We start from the raw sequence: 19,277 nt of genomic DNA on the forward strand, positions 1-19,277 counted from the left end.
CGGGCGGCAGTGGACAGCCGACGCTGCGCCCGCGCGTCAGCCCAGTCGAACCGGCGACCTGTGGTCGTCGACGACCGCGGCGTCGCAGTCGGCTTCGACGTCCCTGCCCGTCAGGCTCAGGTCGGTCAGGTAACTGCTGAGAAACGCCGTGTCGGCCGTGTCCCGACCCGACGAGATGCGGAGCATCGACCCGCGCGGAGCCAGCCGCGTCGCGTCCACGACATGCCAGGCGCCGCCGACCCAGGCCTCCGTCACCGCGTGGAAGTCGCGCGGTTCTAGGCCCGGCGCGAAGACCGCAGTGACCCGAGCGGGGATGTCAAGGGCACGGAGGAGTCCCGCGACCGTATGCGCGAAGTCGCGGCAGACGCCCTGCCCGCTCTCGATGACCTGCGCCGCTCCCCCGGTGCCGACTGTCGAGCCGTACACGTAGGAGAGGTGCCCGTGCACCCACTCCTCGACCGCCGTCAGCGCCTCGAAGCCGCGAGCCCGGCCGAACTCGCGGCGGGCGATCCCGCCGAGCACGTCCGCTTCCGCGTACCGGCTCGGCCGCAGGTACTCGACAAGCTCGAGTTCACTCGGCTCGTCCGGGGCCCCGTGGCCGACAACCCGCGCCCGGTACTCGACCCGCAGCTCCCCCCGGATGCCGGCGACGCGGTGCACCCGCGCCCCGTGTCGCCCCGGGAACGTCCGTACGGGGACCGGCTCGCCGTCGAGGTGGACGGTGAAGGAGTCCTCGAAGGAGTCGCCCGTTGGCGTCGCCGCCACCAGAAAGATCAGGTCGGTCGGACCGTTCAGACACAGATCCAGCGAGGCGGAGACAGTGCGCAGCATGACTCCATCGTGGCACGCAGCAGGCGCGCTCCCCGCGTCCGGGCCCGCTCCGCCCGGGTGCTAATGTGGTCAGGCACTCCTGGCCCCCATAGCTCAGGGGATAGAGCACTGCCCTCCGGAGGCAGGGGCGTAGGTTCGAATCCTACTGGGGGCACGTCCTCGAAAGGCCCGGAATGACGCGGATCGCGTCGGTTCTGGGCCTTCATCGTTTCTCGGCTTTACCCACATCTAGGCTTTATCCACACTTTGCCCACAATCGTGCGAGCGATTGCATCATCAAGAGCGGCTCCTGCAGCGCCGCGACCGCAAGTAGACCGGCGCGAGCGCCGCTAGCGTGATCCATGCATGAGATCTTCTGCACCTTCCCGGGCGGCCCGACTCCCGGGCGTCGCGACGTCGAGGCGGGCCACCAGTGGCCGGCTCCCCGACAAGCTCCCGAAGTACGACGGCGACTACGAGCTGCAGCCCTCCGCCCCCACCTTCCAGGGCGGCGAGTACCACTACCAACGCGCCGAGTACGTCTGGCGCGCACGCTGACTTAGCGTTGCTCGCGCGGGGGCCACTCGCGACGGAGAGAGGAGACGATGATCGACGACAGCTAGGACCTCGAGCCCGCAGCAGCCGAGAAGGACGTGCACGTCGGCTCCGAAGACCTCTTCGGCGTCATCGGTCTCGATCGGGATCGCTGGTCGATTCTGGCGATCGATCTCAACGGAGGGACGTCCTCGACTCGCGGGAGGGACGAGGTGACCGTCGATGCCCTCGACCGCGTGAAGCACGGAAGCGTGAAGCACGGAAGCGTGAAGCGCGGAATTGTGAAGCACGGAATCTCTTCGCATGACGCGCTGTTGCGCCTCGCTGCTGAGCGAGAGGGGGTGCTCCCTGTCACGAACTTCCTTGTGCACGGAGTCGCCGTCGACCGCATCGTCTCGAAGGTGTTCAAGCGCTACCAGATGAGGTTGCTCAGCCGCAGTGCGGCCGGGAACACACTGCACGTCGAGGCGCGCGACGACCTCCTGCTCAACGACTGACCAGCGTCCTCGCGAACGCATCCGATCGACGTACCCAGGCGGCCTCAACGGCGTCCAGGTCGTCCTCGACGAGGTCAGCGTAGACGTCGAGGGTGACGGCCGCGGAGGCACGCCCGAGCAGGTGCTGAACTGCCGTCGCGTTGGCGCCGGCGCTGATCGCGAGGGACACCGCTGTGTGCGCTGTGTGTCTCAGCTCGTGAGGCATGGGACCCGGTCGGCCGATCGACTGCGCAGGCGCGTCGAGCCATCGGCGGCGGAACCCGCCGCTCCGCAGCACTTCTCCCAGGCGCTCCCGGTTGTTCAGCGTCCGCCGACGCGAGAAATCAGCGCGTGCCGTCGGGGGCGTCTCTTGACTCTCCGTCATTGACGTACCGAGAGCTACCTCTCGCCCAGGTAGAGAACTGAGGTCTGGTACACGACACCGACAGCGCGAGCAACGATGAGGGGCCCGACCCACGGAGCGTTCGTAGGAGCGGCAGGAAACCGGCGTCGGCCGAGCGAGATGAAGAAGGCCCTCGGCAGGCCGATGCCGACCGAGGCGTCGTTGAACGAGTGTTCGAGGCGGAACTCGAAGAAGAGTCTGAACTCTCTGGCACGGTAGGGGCAATCGCGCGGAGTGAGTCGTTCCGCGAACCGTTGCCGCCGGTCTCGATGACCGAGGCCTACGAGCGGGTCGTGCCGGGTAGCGCGTCGAAAGTTATCAACGCTTTCGTCGCGAACGAACACGCACGCGCTGGCGCTCTCACTCGTCTCACTCGGACTGAATCCGTCGGCGTCATTGTCGGAACGATCGGGTCGCAGGTCCTCATGATCGGTGGCCTGGGTACTGGCGTCGCCCTCATCCTGAGCGGCTACTCGGCTATGTCGTTGTGGGGCTTCCTCCCCGCCGCTATAAGTGCGACAGCTCTCGTCGTCTCAGCGATCAGGGGAAACTAGGCCGACTGACGTGCTGGCGAGTCGACCGCACGATGAGCTGGTGATCCACTACGACCCGCATCATCCCGCGCCCCGCTGAAGAAAGCGACCTCTTCGTCCGAGGCCTGCACGATCGCGACGAGAAGGCGCCGAAATCCGACCGCTACCTCGTAGCCGTTCACGGCCGAGTCAAGATCTCTCCGCGCACAGCACGCAGGCCCACGATCACTGATCACGGGCCTTGGGAAAACCCTTCGCCGGCACTCGGCCGGCCGCTCTCACTCGTAAAGGTGGAAGGTGCCTGCGCAGGCCGCCGAGCAGAATCCGTCGGAGCGGCGGACCGGCGCAGCTCCACACGCCTCGCAGCGACGGCGTCCAAACATCCGCGACATCAGGCTCCGGGGGGGGGGGGGCCGACGCCACCACCGAAACCGGAGTATCCACCCGCACAGGCGATCCCGTGGTTAGCCTTCGTCTTTGTCGCGGGCCGGCCTGATCAGGATTCGTGACTGTCCGACCTGGCCGCGCCGGCGACCGCCCTTACCCGCCGTAGGGTCCGAGAAACCTGTCTCCGTTGAGATGAATCATGTGCGTCGGGTCACTGGCGCACCAGGCCTCGGTCTCCCAAGCGAGGTCGACGAAGAATCTCCGCATCGTCGCCCGGTCCGGGAAACAGCTCACGTATACGAGTCCCGCCGTACTGCCCGCAAAGAGCGTCGCCAGTTCGCCGTAACGCTTTGCGTCGACAGGTCCGTGGGATGATGCGGCCTCGATGAGGAACAGCCAGTTCTTGGCCTGCTGGTAAACGACGAGATCAGGAAGCTTTCCATGAGTATCCAGTACGACGCCGAGTAGTTCAAGCTTTTCGTCGTCGAAGTGCAGCAGCTTCGAGTCGGCATCGCCGATGTAAAGAATCTCTCCGCCAGGGATGAAGTAAGCGCAGAAGTCGTCGATCATCGCCTTGATGAGCCCGTTTTGGCCACCCGCTTTCAGGGTGATTTCAAAGCCATCGGGAAGAATGATCGGGATGCGTGCGAGCTCGCGTGCTGCGGCGTACTTGGCGGCGAGCCCCGGAGCCTCCACAAGGTAATCCGTGACCTCTCGGTCGAATGCGGGAGTGCCGTAAAGTCGTATGACGGCAAGAGCTTCATCTGCGAGCCGGTAGTTGTTCAGCGACGAATTTGTGGCTCTCGAAGGATCATCGTCGTTGTGCACGCAGAAACCGCACTCGATGAACTGATGCATCACGAACCGGCGGATTTGCTCGCGCGTGTTCTCTGCGATGGGGTGTTCCAAGCGCACACGCATCCAATCGAGCATCGCTCGGATGCCCATGCGTCTGTTCGTCGCGACTGCCCACGAGGTCCCAGCATCCTGGCTTGCAAGTGCGAGGAGTGTGCGCCCGGCGGCTTCGTTCGAGCGGGCAGCGTCGAATCCGAATGCGGTCAGTATTGCGCGCGCTTCGGCCAACGTGCTCATGCTGCAACGGTCTCTCGTATGACGATTCGCTCGACAGCCACGTCTGTCGCCTCGGTGGACGCTGCTAAAGCGTGGATTTGGGAAAGCGTCGGAAACTTCATCTGACGTAGATCGCCCGCATTAACCTGGGTGTGGCCAGAGAATACTCGGAAGTAGCGATCAACCTGCGAAGAGTTCAGCCACTTCGCGATCCCGAGAGCGATATCAAACTCTATCCCGTGCTTGTGATCATGCACATAGTTTATCTTGTTGTCGAACGCAGGGGCTTCCTCACCAGTCCATACGGAGGCGACCAGCCGGCGTTTCTCCTCCTTGGCAGAGAACCGCTTGACGAGCACGTAGTTACCCGCTGGAACGAGCAGCTTCGCCGCAGTCGCAGCGTCGGCAGTGAACCACTGGGGTTTCCTCGCGCTGGGCTGCGGATGGATAATTTCAGTCCCTCGCAAGTTAGCCGGATAGACCATGGGCACACTATGCGACATCCTCTCAGCTGTGAGAAGGTCACGTGATCGGAAGTCAACCACCCGGCCAGTCGATACCGAGAGACCGAGGTCACTGAGAGTGCAGACTGCACGGTGCATCCAAGCCACCGCATCGGCGTCCGTCTGCGTCGCCGGGACATGAATAAAATCGTTGGTGACAACCTCACGATACGGCACGCTTCGTTGACTCGCCTCCCCCCGGTGGTCCTGCGAGGTGTGAACGATAATCTCCTCGGGGTGGGCCCCGAGAGTCGCTGTGACGACGATCGCCTCTTGAAGGACTCCAGTGTCGCCGAAAACCTTACTTCTTGATTCGAACGTGTGTATTGCGTCGATGCCGGCCCGCTGCACGAAGTCATGCCGGAACGCCCTGTAGTACGACCCATTCATCCACGAGCGCGGAGTGATCGAGGTCTGCTGGCCACCGTCGTCGAGTAATCGAAGACCGAGAGCGAGGAACGCAGCGTAGACATTGGGCACGTCGATGCCGGCACCGCGGAGTACCGAGTGCGTCGTCGAGCCCGATTGCAGCTTCCGGTACGGAGGGTTTTGGATCACCAGATCGAATCGCTCTGGCGTAGACAGAGCCCAAGCAACGAAGTCGTCATTGATCAACTCGGTATCCGCCCCTGCTCGCTGGCAGTCGGCGAGCGTGTCGGCGAGAGCTGGATGCAATGTTGCATCTATTTCTAAGGCGGTGACAGCGAGTCGGACCTCGGGAGCCGCACGTCGCACACGCTCAACGATCGCGGCCGTCAGCATGCCGGTACCTGCGCCGGGGTCGAGGATCCGTAACGTCCCTCGCTCCCGGATTCGAGGAAGGGACGCGATAATCTGGGCGGCGAGCACCGGGGTGAAGAACTGCCCCATCACAGCCTGACCGCTGTGATCGAGAGTCGCGAGCGATGCACGGCGGCGATCCTCGGCGCGAGCGAGAAGTTCCATACGTCGAGGGTACCGGCGCCAGCATGCCCGCGACCTGCGCCTGAACGCCGCTCGAGCTGCCGACTCGCGTCATCGTGACACTCAAGCAGCGCTCTTCCACGATGACGCTCTACCCCACCTTTCTCGATTCCCTCCCGGCGACGGACGGTGGACGGCAGTCGGTCCGCCCGTGGGCTCGCCACGGAGACGGAATTCGTCCGTCGCGTCGGAGATCTCGCTGGCCGATCACGATCGTCTGCGGATGCACGGCGAAAGCTGATGGACGGCGCCTCATACGGCAGATGCGCTTGCCACGGTCGGGCCTGACCGAATTCCCCGCCAAAGGAAGTGCAAACGGCGAGAAGTTGACGCGGCGGAGAACCGCCGGCGCGGACGCAATCCGGCCCGCCAGCCCGAGAAGAAGGGGAGCGCGGCACTCGGTCAGGCTGAATCAGACTAGAGGCCCACCTTCGTATGACGATCTCCGCGCACAGCACGCAGGCCCACGATCACTGATCACGGGCCTTGGGAAAACCCTTCGCCGGCACTCGGCCGGCCGCTCTCACTCGTAAAGGTGGAAGGTGCCTGCGCAGGCCGCCGAGCAGAATCCGTCGGCGCGGCGGACCGGGGCAGCTCCACACGCCTCGCAGCGACGGCGTCCAAACATCCGCGACATCAGGCTCCGGGGGGCCGACGCCACCACCGAAACCGGAGTATCCACCCGCACGGGCGATCCCGTGGCCGGGTCGAGCTGGATCTCAGCGGTGCCGAGGGTGGGGCGAACCATCCGTCTTCCTTCCGATCGGTCAACCGTCTTCGCGCACTGTAGTACGGCTCTCTGAAAACTCCCGCAGGGCTTGAGGATGCCCCCGGGTCGGTAGCTGAATCCGACGCCTGTCGGTCAGGTTGTGACGATGCGTCGCCGGCCAACGACGGCACATGTCCCGCGAGAACGCCTCAAGGGGTGGAGAGCGAACCGCCGTCATGCAACGAAGGGGTCAGTACACGTCCCGCGAGTCGACCGCCACCACAGGTGCCTGCACGGGCGGCAGAGCCGAGTGTGAAGCGCTGCGGCCGGTACGGAACGGGAGCAGGATCAGCATGACGGGGAGAAGGACGATCCACAGGAGGACCGACAGCGCAAAGCGCGACCAAATGGAGAAGGTGGTGAGCATTTTTTGTGCCGCCTTCGGGTGACGCTAGGGGGTGAACTTCGCGAACAATATCATCGGCCCTCCGCGGGCAGAGGAGTAGAACTGCGCCAGTGATTGCGCCACCTCCGCTGCCATCGCGGGCCGTATACGTCCTTCTTCGTAGCCCGGCACCGATCGGAGGGCTCCGCTCTGGCTGGTTGGATACAGGGACGGCACAGCGCATCTTCCCAAGAGCCGGGTCGTAGGGTAAGCATGTGAATATCCTTCTCGTCGAAGATGATCCAGCCATGGGCGACGCCCTCGTGGGCGGCCTCGAAGACGCCGGCTACGACTCCGTGCTGACCACGAACGGCATCGACGCGCTTGTCGCGTTCAGCAACGCCGAGTTCTCGGCCGCCATCGTGGACGTCATGCTGCCGGCGATGTCCGGCTTCGAGATCTGTCGGCGGATCCGCGAGCTCGGTCGGCCGACGCCGATCATGCTCCTGACCGCGCGCGACGCCATCGAGGACCGCGTGTTCGGGCTCGACGCCGGTGCGGACGACTACCTCACCAAGCCGTTCGCCTTCACCGAGCTCAACGCCCGCCTCCGCGCCCTGCTGCGTCGCAGCCCCTCACTGATGTCCACGTCGATCGATGTCGGCCGGATCACGGTGGACGGCTCGAGCATCCGGCGGACGGCCGACGGCTCGCGCATCCACGTCAGCCCCAAGGAACTCGAGCTCCTCAAGCTGCTGATCACCCCCGTCGGCTCCGTGGTAACCCGCCAGCGGATCCTCTCAGAGATCTGGGGCGGCGGCGAGATCGTCGACAACAACATCGTCGACCAGTACGTCAGCTACCTGCGCAAGAAGCTGCCGACCGAGGACACGGGCGTCAGCATCGTGACCGTCCGCGGCAAGGGCTACTTCCTCCGCCCGGTCGAGTAGGCCGGGCCGCGGATGGCCACTGCACGCCGCCGGGTCGGCGCGCTCTCGATCCGCGCGAGGATCACCATCGGAACCGTTGCCCTCGCGACCGCCCTGTTCGCCCTCTCGGCGATGCTCTTCTACCAGGTGGTCACCGGCATCGTCGACCGCAGCGAGCGGACGATCCTGATGTCGATCGAGGACGAGGTACGCCGCGACATCTCCGCGGGCAACGTGCCCCGCACCCAGGGCTCGTCGATCGGGCAGCTGTTCCTCGCCCTCGCGCCGGACGGCGTTGTCAGCACCTCGACCATGCCCTCGCACCTCAGCGACGACGTCCTGACCGCCCTCGCCGCCGAACCGGCGGACACCTCGCCCCGGTATTCCCAGGTGAGCACTGCGTGTGGCAACTACCTGGTCCGGTTCACCGCGATCACCACGGATCAGGGCGTCTGGCAGGTCGCCTCTGCGCGCGACCAGGCGGCTTCGCAGCTGGTACTCGACGATTTCGCGCACGTCCTCGTCTATGCCGCGATCTTCCTCGTGGTTACCTTCGGTCTCGCCTCGTGGATCCTGACCGGAGCAGCACTCGCGCCGGTACGCCGGATGCGGGCGCGCGCGGATCAGATCGCGGCCGCGCCCGGCCACGGCGATCAGCTCCCCGTCGTGGGCTCGCGCGACGAGATCGACGAACTCGCGGTGACGCTGAACGCGTTCCTGACCAAGCAGACCGCCTCGCTGGCCCGCGAGAAGCAGATGGTGTCGGATGCGAGCCATGAGCTGCGCACGCCGCTCGCCGCGCTCTCGGCGCAGCTCGAGATCGCGCACCACCGGGTCGAGGACCCCGCCGCCGTGGACCGGGTCATCCTCGATGCGCAGAAGAGCGTCGACCGCCTCGTGCGGCTCGCCTCCGCCCTGCTCGACATCTCACGTATCGAGAGCCGCACTGTCCGGCCGACAGCCCCCTTCGACGAGCTCGTCGACGAGCTCGTCGGTGCGGTCGACCGCACCCGCCTGCTCGCCTCGGAGTCGGGGGTCGAGATCGACTACGAGATCGACGAGCGCGAGCCGGCCCGCCTCTACGCAGTGGCGGCTCAGGACTTCGGGCGCGTGATCGACAACCTGGTCAGGAACGCGATCCAGGCGATGAACGGTGGCGGCATGATCGTCGCGTCCCTCTCGCAGAAAGACGGGCGCCTGCTGCTGAGCGTGTCGGACGACGGACCCGGGATGCCCGACGCCTTCATCCCCGTCGCCTTCGACCGCTTTTCCCGGCCGGACGACTCCCGGGCGCTGGCCTCGGGCGGCAGCGGACTCGGGCTCGCCCTCGTCCACACGACGGTGCTCTCGGCCGGCGGGACGGTCGCGCTCGTCAACCGCTCCCCCCGCGGTCTCGCCGTCGACATCGTCCTTCCGCCCGTCGGCTCCGCCTGAGCCTCCCCCGGGAGCGACGAACGCTCCCGGCGGACCGGGGGCGTTCGTGGAGGATCGTCAGCGCGGGTCGTCCTCGGGACGGACGGGTTGCGGCTGCGGGTCGCCGGCCGCAGCGGGAGGCGGTGCCCAGGCCGCCTGCGGCGTCTGGACCGAGCCAGCGCTCCCGTCGAGCAGGTTGCGCGCGCGATTGACGACCTCGGGGTCCACGAGTACGGAGTAACTGGTTGCGATCACCTGCATGGTCGAGGTGAAGTCGCGACGGCGGCGGTTGACGGCGTAGGACGCGAGCCCGAAGAGCATGCCAAAGCCCGCGCCGAGGAGCACGGCCGCGAACAGGAACGAGAACTCTGTGGTCGGCGAGAAGATGATGAGCAGGAGGCCCAGGAACACCCCCAGCCACGCGCCGGAGGCCGCGCCGGCGAGGGCCACACGCCCCCAGGTCAGTTTGCCCGTCACCCGCTCGACGCTCTTGAGTTCGTTACCGATGATGGCTAGCTGTCGAACCGGGAAGTCGGCACGGGCGAGGACATCCACCGCGGCCTGCGCCTCCTGGTAGGTGTCGAAGGTGGCGAGGATCTCCCCGCGCGGGATGGTGGGAAAGGCCGGCCCTCGGCCGGTGAACGGCGTCTGCTGAGTCACCTCCATAGACTCGCACAGCGGACTTGGAGGTTTCTGAGCGGATCGGGGGAACCGCCCGATGCCGAGCCGGGAACCCTCGGCGTCTGTCCGGGCGCGCGGGTCTAGGTTTGTAGCCGTGAGTTCCGCCAGAGTCTTCGTCGCGCGCTTGGCCGGATGCAGTGTCTTCGACCCCGTCGGCGATCGCGTTGGCAAGGTCCGCGACGTGCTCCTGGTCTACCGGCAGAACGACGCCCCGCGGGTGGTCGGCCTGGTGGTCGAGATCCCGGGCCGCCGACGAGTCTTCGTGTCGATCGGGCGAGTCACCAGCATCGGCAGCGGCCAGATCATCACCACCGGGCTCATCAATGTGCGGCGCTTCGAGCAGCGCGGCGGAGAGGTCCGCGTCATCGCCGAGCTCCTCGGCCGCCGGGTGAGCTTCATCGACGGCTCCGGCGACGCGACCGTCGAGGACGTCGCAATCGAGGAGGCCGCCCCCGGCGAATGGGAGCTCGCGCAGCTCTTCGTTCGACGCCCCAAGACCAGCCCCTCCCCTTTCGCCAAGGGTGCGACGGCGTTCGCCGGCTGGCATGAGGTCCGCGAGAGCGTCTCGACCGAGGCGCAGTCCGCCGAGCAGTACGTCGCCAGCCTTTCCGAGCTCAAGCCCGCCGACCTCGCCAGCACGCTCCTCGACCTTCCGCAGCAGCGGATGCTCGAGGTGGCCGGTGAACTCTCGGACGACCGTCTCGCTGACGTCCTCGAGGAGATGCCCGAGAGCGAGCAGGTCGAGATCCTCGGCCGACTCGACGACGACCGCGCCGCCGACGTGCTGGATCAGATGCAACCCGATGACGCGGCCGACCTGATCGCGCAGCTCTCGGAGGAACGCGGCGAGGCGCTGCTCGGGCTGATGGAACCGGAAGAAGCGGACGACGTCCGCATGCTCCTCACCTACGCCCCAGAGTCCGCCGGCGGGCTGATGACCACGGAGCCGATCATTGTCTCCTCGGAGGCGACGGTCGCCGAGGGCCTCGCCCTCATCCGGCGGCACGAACTCGCGCCCGCGCTCGGCGCCGCTGTCTGCGTCACCCTGCCGCCCTACGAGCCCCCGACCGGGCGCTTCCTCGGGATGGTGCACTTCCAGCGGATGCTCCGCTACCCGCCGCACGAGCGCCTCGGTACCCTGCTCGATGCGAGCATGGACCCGATCACGCCCGAGACCTCAGCCGCCGAGGTCGCCCGCATCCTGGCGAGTTACAACCTCGTCTCTGTGCCTGTCGTGGACGCCTCGCACCGCCTCGTCGGTGTGGTGACCATCGACGATGTCCTCGACCACCTGCTCCCCGACGACTGGCGCAGCCACGGAGACGACGACGAACCGAGGACGTCGGTGAGCACCGCGACGCAGGGCGTCCCACTCGTGCCGCCGGCACCTGTGACAACAGGCAGGGCACGACGAGGACGGAGGGGTGCGCGTGGCTAGGGACAGCAAACAGGACCGCCGGCTCGACGCCCCGAAGGGATTGCGCACCCGCGTGCTCTCGCGGCGCAACCGCCCGAGCAGCGACCGGTTCGGCCGTCTGACCGAGTCGTTCGCCCGCGGCATGGGAACACCCTGGTTCCTGGTCGGAATGACGATCTTCTGCGTCTTCTGGCTGATGTTCAACACCTACGGGCCCGAAGACTCGCGCTTTGACTCCCAGGCGCTGGGCTTCACGGTGCTGACGCTGATCCTCTCGCTCCAGGCCTCATACGCCGCGCCCCTGCTACTGCTCGCGCAGAACCGGCAGGACGACCGCGACCGGGTGCAGATCGAGCAGGACCGCCAGCGCGCTGAGCGCAATCTCGCCGACACCGAGTACCTGGCGCGCGAGGTTGTCGCCCTCCGCCTCGCTATCCGCGACATGGCGAGTAAGGACTTCATCCGCTCAGAGCTGCGGGGCCTGCTCGAGGAGCTCGAGAAGGACCGAGCGCAGGCTCCCGAACGGCGCGATGCCTGACGCCGCCACGCTCGACGCGGCGGTGCGGGCGGCGCTGGCCCGCGTCCTCGATCCGGAGATCCGCAAGCCGATCACCGAGCTCGACATGGTCGAGTCGGTCCAGGCGTCCGCCGACGGCGCTGTCCGCGTCGCGATCCGGCTGACCATCGTCGGCTGCCCGGCCGCCTCGGCGATCGAGCGCGATGCGCGCGAGGCTACGGCGTCGGTGCCCGGCGTCACGGGAGTGGAGGTCGCGGTCGGAGTCATGACGCCGGCCCAGCGCACGGCGCTCACCGAGCGTCTGCAGGGCGGGCGGCGGAGCATGCCCTTCGGTCCGGAGTCGCTCACCCGCGTCTACGCGGTCACCAGCGGCAAGGGCGGCGTCGGCAAGTCGACCGTCACCGCGAATCTCGCGGTCGCCCTGGCTCGGCGCGGACTCGCGGTCGGCCTGGTCGACGCCGACGTGCACGGCTTCTCGATCCCGGGCCTGCTCGGACTCGTGCGAGACGGACGCATCGCGGGTCCGACCCGCGTCGGCGAGCTGATGCTGCCTCCGGTAGCACACGGCGTGAAGGTCATCTCGATCGGGATGTTCCTCGACGGCGATATCCGCGGCGCGGCGGTCTCCTGGCGCGGGCCGATGCTGCACCGCACGATCTCGCAGTTCCTGACCGACGTCTACTTCGGCGACCTCGACGTGCTGCTGCTCGATCTGCCCCCCGGTACCGGCGACGTGGCGATCTCGATCGGGCAGCTGCTCCCCCATGCGGAAGTGCTGATCGTAACCACGCCGCAACCCGCGGCTGCCGATGTGGCTGAGCGCAGCGGGGCGCTGGCCCGGCAGTCGGGTCAGCGCATCATCGGCGTCGTCGAGAACATGTCCGGACTCCCTCAGCCCGACGGCTCGGTGCTGGAAATCTTCGGCAGCGGTGGCGGGGCCGAGGTGGCTCGCAGGCTCTCCGCCGCGGGGGATGCGGTGCCGTTGTTCGCGTCTCTGCCGATCAGTGTGTCCCTGCGGACCGGAGGCGACGAGGGCGTACCGGTCGTGGTCGGCGACCCCGAGGATCCGGCGGCGCGGGCGATTGATGCCCTGGCGACGACCCTCGCGTCACGGCCGCGAGGGCTGGCCGGGCGCCGACTACCGCTCGCCGCCGGCTGACGCCTCCGGCCCGCTCCCGCAGGAGCAGGGCTCAGGTGGCCTCGGAGTCGATGGGTGGTGGCGCGACGCTCGAGAGCGTGCCTGATCCGACGGAGCGCTGCATGGTCGTGTAGTAGCTGTCCTGCGCGGATCCGGTGCCGCCGGGTACCACCGGAGCGGCGACGGCGGACGGCGGCTTCACGGTGGGGACCGGGTCGTCGTCGAGTAGGGCGTCGCGGATGATGCGGCGGGGGTCGTACTGGCGCGGGTCGAGCTTCTTCCAGTCGACCTCGTCGAACTCGTCGCCCATCTCGTCTTTGACGCGCTCCCGGGCTTGAGTGGCGAATCCGCGCACCTTCCGCACGAGCTGCCCGAGCTGGGCGGCGTAGTGCGGGAGGCGATCGGGACCCAGCACGAAGACAGCGATGACCCCGATGATGAGGAGCTTGTCGAACGTCAGACCGAACACGAGGACAACACTAACCCGCCGCGCCTCCCTCGCGGAGCCCGCGCGCCACCGTAGCCTGACGATGCCCGGGCGCAATCCGCGCGGTGCACCGATCAGAGGAGCCCACCCGTGTCCGATAAGGATGCCAACTGGAAGTACGCCGAGGACGCGATCCTCGAGTCGGAAGGCATCGCCTCGGCTCGTCGGCTCTCGGTCGAGCTGGGCATCGACGCCGTCTCCCCCTCAATCGGCGCGCAGGCCGCGCTCATCGCCGCGGCCGCGCGCGCCGCATCCATCATCGAGATCGGCACCGGCACCGGAGTCAGCGGGCTGTGGCTGCTCGACGGCGCACCCGAGGCGATGCTCACCTCCATCGACTCGGAGGCGGTACACCAGCAGCATGCGCGCGCACAGTTCCACGAGGCCGGCATCTCCCCCAACCGGCTCCGGCTGATCCCGGGCCGCGCTCTCGAGGTGCTCCCGCGGATGAACGAGAACTCCTACGACATCGTCTTCGTCGACGGCGACCCGCTGCAGGTCATCGAGAACGTCGAGCACGCCCTGCGGCTCGTCCGCCCGGGCGGAACCGTGCTGGTGCCACACGCGCTCTGGCGCGGTCGAGTAGCCAACCCCGCGCAGCGCGACGAGATCGCGACCGCGTTCCGCACACTGGTGGCCGAGGTGTGTGCATCCCCCGCGGTCGTCAGCGTGCTCTCCCCGATCGGTGACGGCCTGCTCCAGGCCAACAAGCGCCGCGCCTGAGGGGCGATCACCCTCGGGAACGAGGGAACGCCCGTCGCACGGTGTGCGGCGGGCGTTCTCGACGGTGCGGATCAGGCGGGAGAGACCACCGACGCGAGCGCGTCGTGCAGCTCTTGTGCCTCTGCATCGTTGACCGAGACGACGAGGCGTCCGCCTCCTTCTAGCGGAACACGCACGACGATGAGTCGCCCCTCCTTAACAGCCTCCATCGGTCCGTCTCCGGTCCTCGGCTTCATGGCCGCCATAGAGTTCCCCTTTCGTGACGTATCGCCCTATTATCGTGCATTCGCGAGGTCGCGATGAACCGTGACCGCGCCGAAGTGTTGCGGCGATCACGGCGGGGTCCAGTCGGAGCGGGTCACCGCCCAGCAGATCGAGATCCAAAGGATCTGCCCGCCGATCCCGATCAGGACCAGCGCGACGCGGAAGACCGGTGAGCGTGGGACGGCGAGCGCCCCGGCGAGCGGGAACATCGGACCGAGTAGCCGGAACGTGCTCGACTGCGGGAAGAAGAATGCGACCAGGTACAGGCCGTAGCCGGCGACCCAGGCCCGGCTGAACAGATCGAGCTTGCGCGTCCAGGGGGCCGCGAGTATCCCGAGGAAGGTCGCCAGGAGGAGCACGACCAGAGCGATGCCGATTCCCGGAGCGCTGAACCACCACGAGCCCCACCAGGCGCCGCCCTGGAACCACGGAGTCAGCGGGAGCAGCTCCTGGTAGCCGATGTAGGCGGAGCGCCAGGCCAACTCGGTGTCGGTGTAGGCCGTCATCGACCCCGTCACCGCCCAGGCGATCGCGGGCCAGAGGAAGCCGACCACGAGACCCCAGGCGGTCAGGCCCACGGCGGGCAGCCACTCCGACCGCGGGAAAGGCTCGGAGCGACGCCGGGCGAAGCGGAAGACGACGTACAGGCCCAGCGCCGCGGCGAAAGCGAGTCCGCTCGGCCGGGTCAGACTCAGCAGCAGCACGACCGGCACGACCGCCAACCAGCGACGGCGCACCAGGAGCAGAAGCACGACGGCCGTCAGCAGCATCCCCAGTGACTCCGCGTAAGCGAGCTGCAGAAGCGGCGAGGTCGGCGCCACGCAGAACAGCAGCACCGCCATGAGCGACTGCGACTCGCCGAGGGAGTGGCGGAACAGGCGGTAGAGGACGAGGCAGGCGCCGGCCCCGCAGAGCACTGAAACGGTGACGGCCGCCGGAGCCCAAGGGAGGCTGGTGACGGACATCACCACCTTCACCACACCCGGATACAGCGGCATGAAGGCCCAGGCGTTCTCCCGGACATGGCCGGTCTGGGCGATCGGCAGGGACGTCGGATAGCCGCCTGCCGCGATGACCTCGTACCAGCGCCCGTCCCACAGCGAGGCGAACGCGGAGTAGGAGGGCGAGGGTCCGGTCCACGGGTTGGCGAGCTGCTCCGCCGCGAACCACAGCAGGATCACCGTCGTGACCACTCGGGTCAGGACGTACACCGCGAGCACCCGGACCCACCAGGGGATCAGGCGCAGGCGAACCGGCTCGGGTGCAGTGATCGTGGTCATGCGGTCGCGGTGAGCCAGCGGCGCAGAGCCTCGGCGCACTCCGTGATCTCGTGCACCGCCACGCGCTCGTCGTCCGCGTGGGCCCGGAGCGGATCGCCCGGCCCGTAGTTCACGGCGGGGATCCCCATCCCCCAGAAGCGGGCGACGTCGGTCCAGCCGTACTTCGGTCTCGCCGGCGCGTCGACGGCCGCGAGGAAGTCTTGAGCAAGGGGCGCGTCCAGGCCCGGCCGGGCACCCTCGGCCAGATCGTCCACCGTCACCTCGAAGCCCTCGAACAGCTCCCGCAGGTGCGTGAGTGCCTCCTCGCCGGATCGGTCCGGGGCGAAGCGGTAGTTGACCTGCACCGTGCACAGGTCCGGGATCACATTGCCCGCGACTCCGCCGCTGATGCGCACCGCGTTGACCCCCTCGCGGTAGACCAGGCCCTCGACCTCCACCTCGCGCGGCTCGTAGGCGGCGAGGCGCTCGAGGATCGGCGCGGCAGCATGGATCGCGTTCTCGCCGACCCAGCTGCGGGCCGAGTGCGCGCGGACCCCGCTGATGACCACGTCGACCCTGAGCGTGCCGTTGCAGCCGCCCTCCACGGCTCCGCTGGTCGGCTCGCCCAGAACGGCGAAGTCGGCGGAGAAGAGGTCGGGGCGGTGCCGGGAGAGTCGACCGAGACCGTTGAGGTCGGAGGCGACCTCCTCGTTGTCGTACCACATCCAGGTGATGTCGACAGCGGGGTCGGTGAGCTCGGCAGCGAGCACGAGCTGTAGGGCGACCCCCGCCTTCATGTCGACCGTGCCGCGGCCCACGAGGTGCTCGACGCCGTCGATCGTCTCGGTGACGACCGGGAGATTTCCGTTGACCGGCACCGTATCGAGGTGCCCGGCGATCACGACACGCTGCGTCAGGCCGAGGTTCGTCCGTGCAACGACGGTGTTCCCATCGCGGATCACCTCAAGATGCTCGTACTGCTCAAGCGCCCAGTGCACCGCGTCCGCGATCGCGAGTTCGTCGCCCGAGACCGACGGGATGTCGCAGAGGACCCGGGTGAGAGCGACCGGATCAGTGCGCAGATCGAGTGGAGGGACAGCGGTCACATCGGACATGCGCCCCAGGGTAGCGGCAGCATGCTCCGCGCTACCCTGAACGCCATGACCCCGAACGCCATAACCCCGAACGGCACGACCCCGAACGGCACGACCCCGAACGGCACGCCACTCGAGCGCCCCGCAGACCTCTCCGTTCCCACCTCGGCCTGGGGGTACGGGCTCGCCACCGTCGCGTCCGACGGCACCGTCCTGGACACCTGGTTCCCGGAGCCGCGGCTCGGCACGATCCCCGCGGGCCGCGACCCGTGGATCGTGCCCGCGGAGTTCGAGGAGCAGGCCGGCGAGGACCCGCGCCGCGACGTCCGGATCGACGTGGTCACGCTCCAGATCGACGTGCAGGCGCCCCCCGCGTCCACCTCGGACGCGTATCTGCGCCTGCACCTGCTCTCCCACCTTGTGGTCCGGCCGAACGAGGTCAACCTCGACGGCGTCTTCGCGCACCTGCCGAACGTGGTCTGGACCAACGCCGGGCCGGTCTCGCCCGAGTCGTTCACCCGCCTGCGCGCCTCGCTCCGACGCCACGGCATCCAGGCCACCGGCATCGACAAGTTCCCGCGCCTCACCGACTACGTCACGCCGGAGAAGGTGCGGATCGCGGACACGTCGCGCGTGCGCCTCGGGGCACACCTCGCTCCGGGTACGACCGTGATGCACGAGGGCTTCGTGAATTTCAACGCCGGGACTCTCGGCAGCTCGATGGTCGAGGGGCGGATCTCGCAGGGAGTCGTGGTCGGCGACGGCTCGGACATCGGCGGCGGCGCCTCGATCATGGGGACGCTCTCGGGCGGAGGAGTCCAGCGCGTCTCGATCGGCGCGCGGGCGCTGCTGGGCGCGAATTCGGGCGTCGGCATCCCGATCGGCGACGACACCGTGGTCGAGGCGGGCCTTTACGTAACCGCCGGCACCAAGGTCGTCGTGCTCGGCGGTGCGCCGCGCGCCGACGGGACTCGGCAGACGGTGAAGGCGGTGCAGCTGGCCGGAGTCCCCAACCTGCTCTTCCGCCGCAACTCGCTCACCGGTGCCGTCGAGGTCCTCCCCCGCACCGGCACCGGCGTCGAGCTGAACGCCGCCCTGCACGCCTGAGCACGCCGGTCGAAACGATCGACCGGCGAGGAACCAACCGAGATCGACGCCGTGCAGGCTCTCGGCGGGCCGAATCAGCGGTCGGTGGGCCAGTGGCGCCCGGGCGATCCCATGTACAGCTGCTGGGGGCGGCCGATCTTGGTCTGCTTGTCGATGTTCATCTCGCGCCAGTGCGCAACCCAGCCGGGCAGGCGACCGATCGCGAAGAGCACGGTGAACATACGGGTCGGAAAGCCCATCGCCTTGTAAATCACGCCGGTATAGAAGTCGACGTTCGGGTAGAGGCGACGCTCCTTGAAGTAGTCGTCCTCGAGCGCGAGGGCCTCGAGTTCCATCGCGATGTCGAGCAGCGGGTCCTTCACTCCGAGCGACTGGAGCACTTCGGATGCGCTCTCCTTGACGAGCTTGGCGCGCGGGTCGTAGTTCTTATAGACCCGGTGGCCAAAGCCCATCAGGCGCACGCCCTCCTCCTTGTTCTTCACCCGCTCGACGAAGGTCGACACGCTCTCGCCCGACTCGCGGATCCGGCCGAGCATGGTCAGCACAGCCTCATTCGCTCCGCCGTGCAGGGGACCGAAGAGGGCGTTGATGCCGGCCGAGATGGAGGCGTAGAGGTTCGCCTCCGTCGAACCGACGAGACGGACGGTCGAGGTCGAAGCGTTCTGCTCGTGATCCTCATGCAGGATCAGGAGGCGATCAAGAGCTTTCGAGAGCACCGGATCGACCTGGTACTGCTCGGCCATCGTGCCGAAATTCAACCGGAGAAAGTTGTCGACGAAACTCAGCGAGTTGTCCGGATAGAGGAACGCCTGGCCGATGCTCTTCTTGTGCGCATAGGCCGCCATGACCGGCAGCTTCGCGAGCAGCCGAATGGTGGACAGCTCGACCGCCTCGGGATCCTTCGGATTGGAGCTGTCCTCGTAGTAGGTGGACAGCGCGGAGACTCCGGCCGAGAGAACCGACATCGGGTGCGCACTGTGCGGGAGCGCATCGAAGAAGCGCTTGAGATCCTCGTGTAGCAACGTGTGGCGGCGGATCCGCTCATCGAAGCCCGCGAGTTCGTCGGCGGTCGGCAGCTCACCGTAGATAAGAAGCCAGGCCACCTCAAGGCATGTCGCGTTGGTGGCGACCTCTTCGATGGGGTAGCCGCGGTATCGCAGGATCCCCTGGTCGCCGTCGATGTACGTGATCTGCGACTTGGTCGCCGCCGTGTTGACGAAGCCGTAATCGAGCGACATGAATCCGGTCTGCTTCGACAGCGTCGAGAAATCAATGCTGGAGGAGCCGTCGACGCTGCGCAGGACCGGGAAATCTGCGGTCTGGTCGCCGAAGGTGAGGGTGACCTTCTCGGGGAGCTGCTGCGCCCCCGGCACGGGAGGCTGCGTCGTGGCGCTCCCGGTAGCGGGCTCTGCGGAACCCGCCGTCGCGGTTCCGTCGCTCTGCGTGCCGGATT

22 protein-coding genes and 1 tRNA gene are annotated in these 19,277 nt (G+C 67.5%); 11 read left to right on the forward strand and 12 right to left on the reverse strand.

Annotated elements, in window-relative coordinates; genetic code table 11:
* Positions 1 to 36: 36 nt before the first annotated feature.
* Positions 37 to 831, reverse strand: coding sequence for a transglutaminase-like domain-containing protein (locus C1O28_RS08395; RefSeq protein WP_097167343.1), 795 nt, complete (start codon positions 829 to 831; stop codon positions 37 to 39).
* Positions 832 to 913: 82 nt separating this feature from the next.
* Between C1O28_RS08395 and C1O28_RS08400 the strand changes: the two genes are divergently transcribed.
* The 3 genes from C1O28_RS08400 (at position 914) to C1O28_RS08410 (ending at position 1,862) form a co-directional block, all read left to right on the forward strand.
* A tRNA-Arg gene (locus tag C1O28_RS08400) sits at positions 914 to 985 on the forward strand.
* Positions 986 to 1,176: 191 nt separating this feature from the next.
* Positions 1,177 to 1,368 carry a hypothetical protein gene (locus C1O28_RS08405; protein WP_104256747.1) on the forward strand — a complete coding sequence of 64 codons (192 nt, stop codon included), beginning with the start codon at positions 1,177 to 1,179 and terminating at the stop codon, positions 1,366 to 1,368.
* A 95-nt stretch (positions 1,369 to 1,463) separates the two neighbouring features.
* A complete protein-coding gene (locus C1O28_RS08410; protein WP_097167344.1) occupies positions 1,464 to 1,862 on the forward strand; it encodes a hypothetical protein in 399 nt (132 codons plus the stop codon).
* Here C1O28_RS08410 and C1O28_RS08415 read toward each other — a convergent pair.
* Positions 1,852 to 2,031: a hypothetical protein gene (locus C1O28_RS08415; RefSeq protein WP_104248415.1), complete on the reverse strand. Its 180-nt coding sequence runs from the start codon at positions 2,029 to 2,031 to the stop codon at positions 1,852 to 1,854. The genes C1O28_RS08410 and C1O28_RS08415 overlap by 11 nt on opposite strands.
* Before the next feature lie 383 nt (positions 2,032 to 2,414).
* Here C1O28_RS08415 and C1O28_RS08420 point away from each other — a divergent pair, with 383 nt between their 5' ends.
* On the forward strand, positions 2,415 to 2,798 hold the full coding sequence (locus C1O28_RS08420) for a hypothetical protein (RefSeq protein ID WP_097167345.1): 384 nt from the start codon (positions 2,415 to 2,417) through the stop codon (positions 2,796 to 2,798).
* Between the two features lie 519 nt (positions 2,799 to 3,317).
* Here C1O28_RS08420 and C1O28_RS08425 read toward each other — a convergent pair.
* The 4 genes from C1O28_RS08425 to C1O28_RS15135 all read right to left on the reverse strand — a co-directional run bounded on the left by C1O28_RS08425 (position 3,318) and on the right by C1O28_RS15135 (position 6,837).
* On the reverse strand, positions 3,318 to 4,256 hold the full coding sequence (locus C1O28_RS08425) for a BsuBI/PstI family type II restriction endonuclease (RefSeq protein WP_097165640.1): 939 nt from the start codon (positions 4,254 to 4,256) through the stop codon (positions 3,318 to 3,320).
* Positions 4,253 to 5,683 (reverse strand): Eco57I restriction-modification methylase domain-containing protein, encoded by a 1,431-nt coding sequence (locus C1O28_RS08430; protein WP_097165639.1) that lies wholly within the window; start codon positions 5,681 to 5,683, stop codon positions 4,253 to 4,255. The genes C1O28_RS08425 and C1O28_RS08430 overlap by 4 nt, the downstream gene beginning before the upstream one ends.
* Positions 5,684 to 6,224: 541 nt before the next feature.
* Positions 6,225 to 6,449 carry a hypothetical protein gene (locus C1O28_RS08435; protein WP_097165638.1) on the reverse strand — a complete coding sequence of 75 codons (225 nt, stop codon included), beginning with the start codon at positions 6,447 to 6,449 and terminating at the stop codon, positions 6,225 to 6,227.
* A 211-nt stretch (positions 6,450 to 6,660) separates the two neighbouring features.
* Positions 6,661 to 6,837 (reverse strand): hypothetical protein, encoded by a 177-nt coding sequence (locus tag C1O28_RS15135; protein WP_160487473.1) that lies wholly within the window; start codon positions 6,835 to 6,837, stop codon positions 6,661 to 6,663.
* A gap of 233 nt (positions 6,838 to 7,070) precedes the next feature.
* On the opposite strand from C1O28_RS15135, the gene C1O28_RS08440 reads away from it, so the two are divergent.
* On the forward strand, positions 7,071 to 7,745 hold the full coding sequence (locus C1O28_RS08440; protein WP_258058618.1) for a response regulator transcription factor: 675 nt from the start codon (positions 7,071 to 7,073) through the stop codon (positions 7,743 to 7,745).
* A 12-nt stretch (positions 7,746 to 7,757) separates the two neighbouring features.
* Entirely contained in the window at positions 7,758 to 9,158 is a 1,401-nt protein-coding gene (locus tag C1O28_RS08445; protein WP_097165636.1) for a sensor histidine kinase, read from the forward strand.
* 57 nt (positions 9,159 to 9,215) lie between these two features.
* On the opposite strand, the gene C1O28_RS08450 is transcribed toward C1O28_RS08445, so the two are convergent.
* Entirely contained in the window at positions 9,216 to 9,803 is a 588-nt protein-coding gene (locus C1O28_RS08450) for a YflT domain-containing protein (RefSeq protein ID WP_097165635.1), read from the reverse strand.
* Positions 9,804 to 9,912: 109 nt separating this feature from the next.
* Here C1O28_RS08450 and C1O28_RS08455 point away from each other — a divergent pair, with 109 nt between their 5' ends.
* From C1O28_RS08455 to C1O28_RS08465, 3 genes are read left to right on the forward strand one after another with little or no spacing between them, the layout of a single operon-like run.
* A complete protein-coding gene (locus C1O28_RS08455) occupies positions 9,913 to 11,256 on the forward strand; it encodes a magnesium transporter MgtE N-terminal domain-containing protein (protein WP_097165634.1) in 1,344 nt (447 codons plus the stop codon).
* Positions 11,249 to 11,773, forward strand: coding sequence for a DUF1003 domain-containing protein (locus C1O28_RS08460; RefSeq protein ID WP_097165702.1), 525 nt, complete (start codon positions 11,249 to 11,251; stop codon positions 11,771 to 11,773). Before C1O28_RS08455 ends, C1O28_RS08460 begins: the two co-directional genes overlap by 8 nt.
* The gene (locus C1O28_RS08465; RefSeq protein WP_097165633.1) at positions 11,766 to 12,911 is read left to right on the forward strand and encodes an Mrp/NBP35 family ATP-binding protein; all 1,146 of its coding nucleotides are present in this window, start codon (positions 11,766 to 11,768) and stop codon (positions 12,909 to 12,911) included. Before C1O28_RS08460 ends, C1O28_RS08465 begins: the two co-directional genes overlap by 8 nt.
* 31 nt (positions 12,912 to 12,942) lie before the next feature.
* Here C1O28_RS08465 and C1O28_RS08470 read toward each other — a convergent pair whose 3' ends face one another.
* Positions 12,943 to 13,359 (reverse strand): twin-arginine translocase TatA/TatE family subunit, encoded by a 417-nt coding sequence (locus C1O28_RS08470; RefSeq protein WP_097165632.1) that lies wholly within the window; start codon positions 13,357 to 13,359, stop codon positions 12,943 to 12,945.
* A gap of 108 nt (positions 13,360 to 13,467) precedes the next feature.
* Here C1O28_RS08470 and C1O28_RS08475 point away from each other — a divergent pair, with 108 nt between their 5' ends.
* Positions 13,468 to 14,100, forward strand: a complete 633-nt coding sequence (locus C1O28_RS08475; protein ID WP_097165631.1) for an O-methyltransferase — start codon at positions 13,468 to 13,470, stop codon at positions 14,098 to 14,100.
* Between the two features lie 71 nt (positions 14,101 to 14,171).
* On the opposite strand, the gene C1O28_RS08480 is transcribed toward C1O28_RS08475, so the two are convergent.
* From C1O28_RS08480 to dapE, 3 genes are all read right to left on the reverse strand, one after another.
* Positions 14,172 to 14,345 carry a DUF3117 domain-containing protein gene (locus C1O28_RS08480; RefSeq protein ID WP_097165630.1) on the reverse strand — a complete coding sequence of 58 codons (174 nt, stop codon included), beginning with the start codon at positions 14,343 to 14,345 and terminating at the stop codon, positions 14,172 to 14,174.
* Positions 14,346 to 14,432: 87 nt separating this feature from the next.
* Positions 14,433 to 15,644 (reverse strand): hypothetical protein, encoded by a 1,212-nt coding sequence (locus tag C1O28_RS08485; RefSeq protein WP_097165701.1) that lies wholly within the window; start codon positions 15,642 to 15,644, stop codon positions 14,433 to 14,435.
* Positions 15,641 to 16,738 carry a succinyl-diaminopimelate desuccinylase gene (dapE, locus tag C1O28_RS08490; protein WP_097165629.1) on the reverse strand — a complete coding sequence of 366 codons (1,098 nt, stop codon included), beginning with the start codon at positions 16,736 to 16,738 and terminating at the stop codon, positions 15,641 to 15,643. Before dapE ends, C1O28_RS08485 begins: the two co-directional genes overlap by 4 nt.
* 45 nt (positions 16,739 to 16,783) lie before the next feature.
* Between dapE and dapD the strand changes: the two genes are divergently transcribed.
* Positions 16,784 to 17,824, forward strand: a complete 1,041-nt coding sequence (gene dapD, locus C1O28_RS08495) for a 2,3,4,5-tetrahydropyridine-2,6-dicarboxylate N-succinyltransferase (protein WP_097165700.1) — start codon at positions 16,784 to 16,786, stop codon at positions 17,822 to 17,824.
* Positions 17,825 to 17,898: 74 nt separating this feature from the next.
* Here dapD and C1O28_RS08500 read toward each other — a convergent pair whose 3' ends face one another.
* The gene (locus C1O28_RS08500) at positions 17,899 to 19,197 is read right to left on the reverse strand and encodes a citrate synthase (protein WP_127821569.1); all 1,299 of its coding nucleotides are present in this window, start codon (positions 19,195 to 19,197) and stop codon (positions 17,899 to 17,901) included.
* Positions 19,198 to 19,277 lie beyond the last annotated feature (80 nt).

This window comes from Rathayibacter rathayi (assembly GCF_004011095.1).
Taxonomy (GTDB): Bacteria; Actinomycetota; Actinomycetes; order Actinomycetales; family Microbacteriaceae; genus Rathayibacter; species Rathayibacter rathayi.

Coding starts and splice junctions, on each gene's coding strand:
- C1O28_RS08405 (WP_104256747.1), top strand. CDS start 1,177: ATGAGATCTTCTGCACCTTCCCGGGCGGCCCGACTCCCGGGCGTCGCG.
- C1O28_RS08425 (WP_097165640.1), bottom strand. CDS start 4,256: ATGAGCACGTTGGCCGAAGCGCGCGCAATACTGACCGCATTCGGATTC.
- C1O28_RS08435 (WP_097165638.1), bottom strand. CDS start 6,449: ATGGTTCGCCCCACCCTCGGCACCGCTGAGATCCAGCTCGACCCGGCC.
- dapE (WP_097165629.1), bottom strand. CDS start 16,738: ATGTCCGATGTGACCGCTGTCCCTCCACTCGATCTGCGCACTGATCCG.
- C1O28_RS08430 (WP_097165639.1), bottom strand. CDS start 5,683: ATGGAACTTCTCGCTCGCGCCGAGGATCGCCGCCGTGCATCGCTCGCG.
- C1O28_RS08480 (WP_097165630.1), bottom strand. CDS start 14,345: ATGGCGGCCATGAAGCCGAGGACCGGAGACGGACCGATGGAGGCTGTT.
- C1O28_RS08395 (WP_097167343.1), bottom strand. CDS start 831: ATGCTGCGCACTGTCTCCGCCTCGCTGGATCTGTGTCTGAACGGTCCG.
- C1O28_RS15135 (WP_160487473.1), bottom strand. CDS start 6,837: ATGCTCACCACCTTCTCCATTTGGTCGCGCTTTGCGCTGTCGGTCCTC.
- dapD (WP_097165700.1), top strand. CDS start 16,784: ATGACCCCGAACGCCATAACCCCGAACGGCACGACCCCGAACGGCACG.
- C1O28_RS08465 (WP_097165633.1), top strand. CDS start 11,766: ATGCCTGACGCCGCCACGCTCGACGCGGCGGTGCGGGCGGCGCTGGCC.
- C1O28_RS08450 (WP_097165635.1), bottom strand. CDS start 9,803: ATGGAGGTGACTCAGCAGACGCCGTTCACCGGCCGAGGGCCGGCCTTT.
- C1O28_RS08445 (WP_097165636.1), top strand. CDS start 7,758: ATGGCCACTGCACGCCGCCGGGTCGGCGCGCTCTCGATCCGCGCGAGG.
- C1O28_RS08485 (WP_097165701.1), bottom strand. CDS start 15,644: ATGACCACGATCACTGCACCCGAGCCGGTTCGCCTGCGCCTGATCCCC.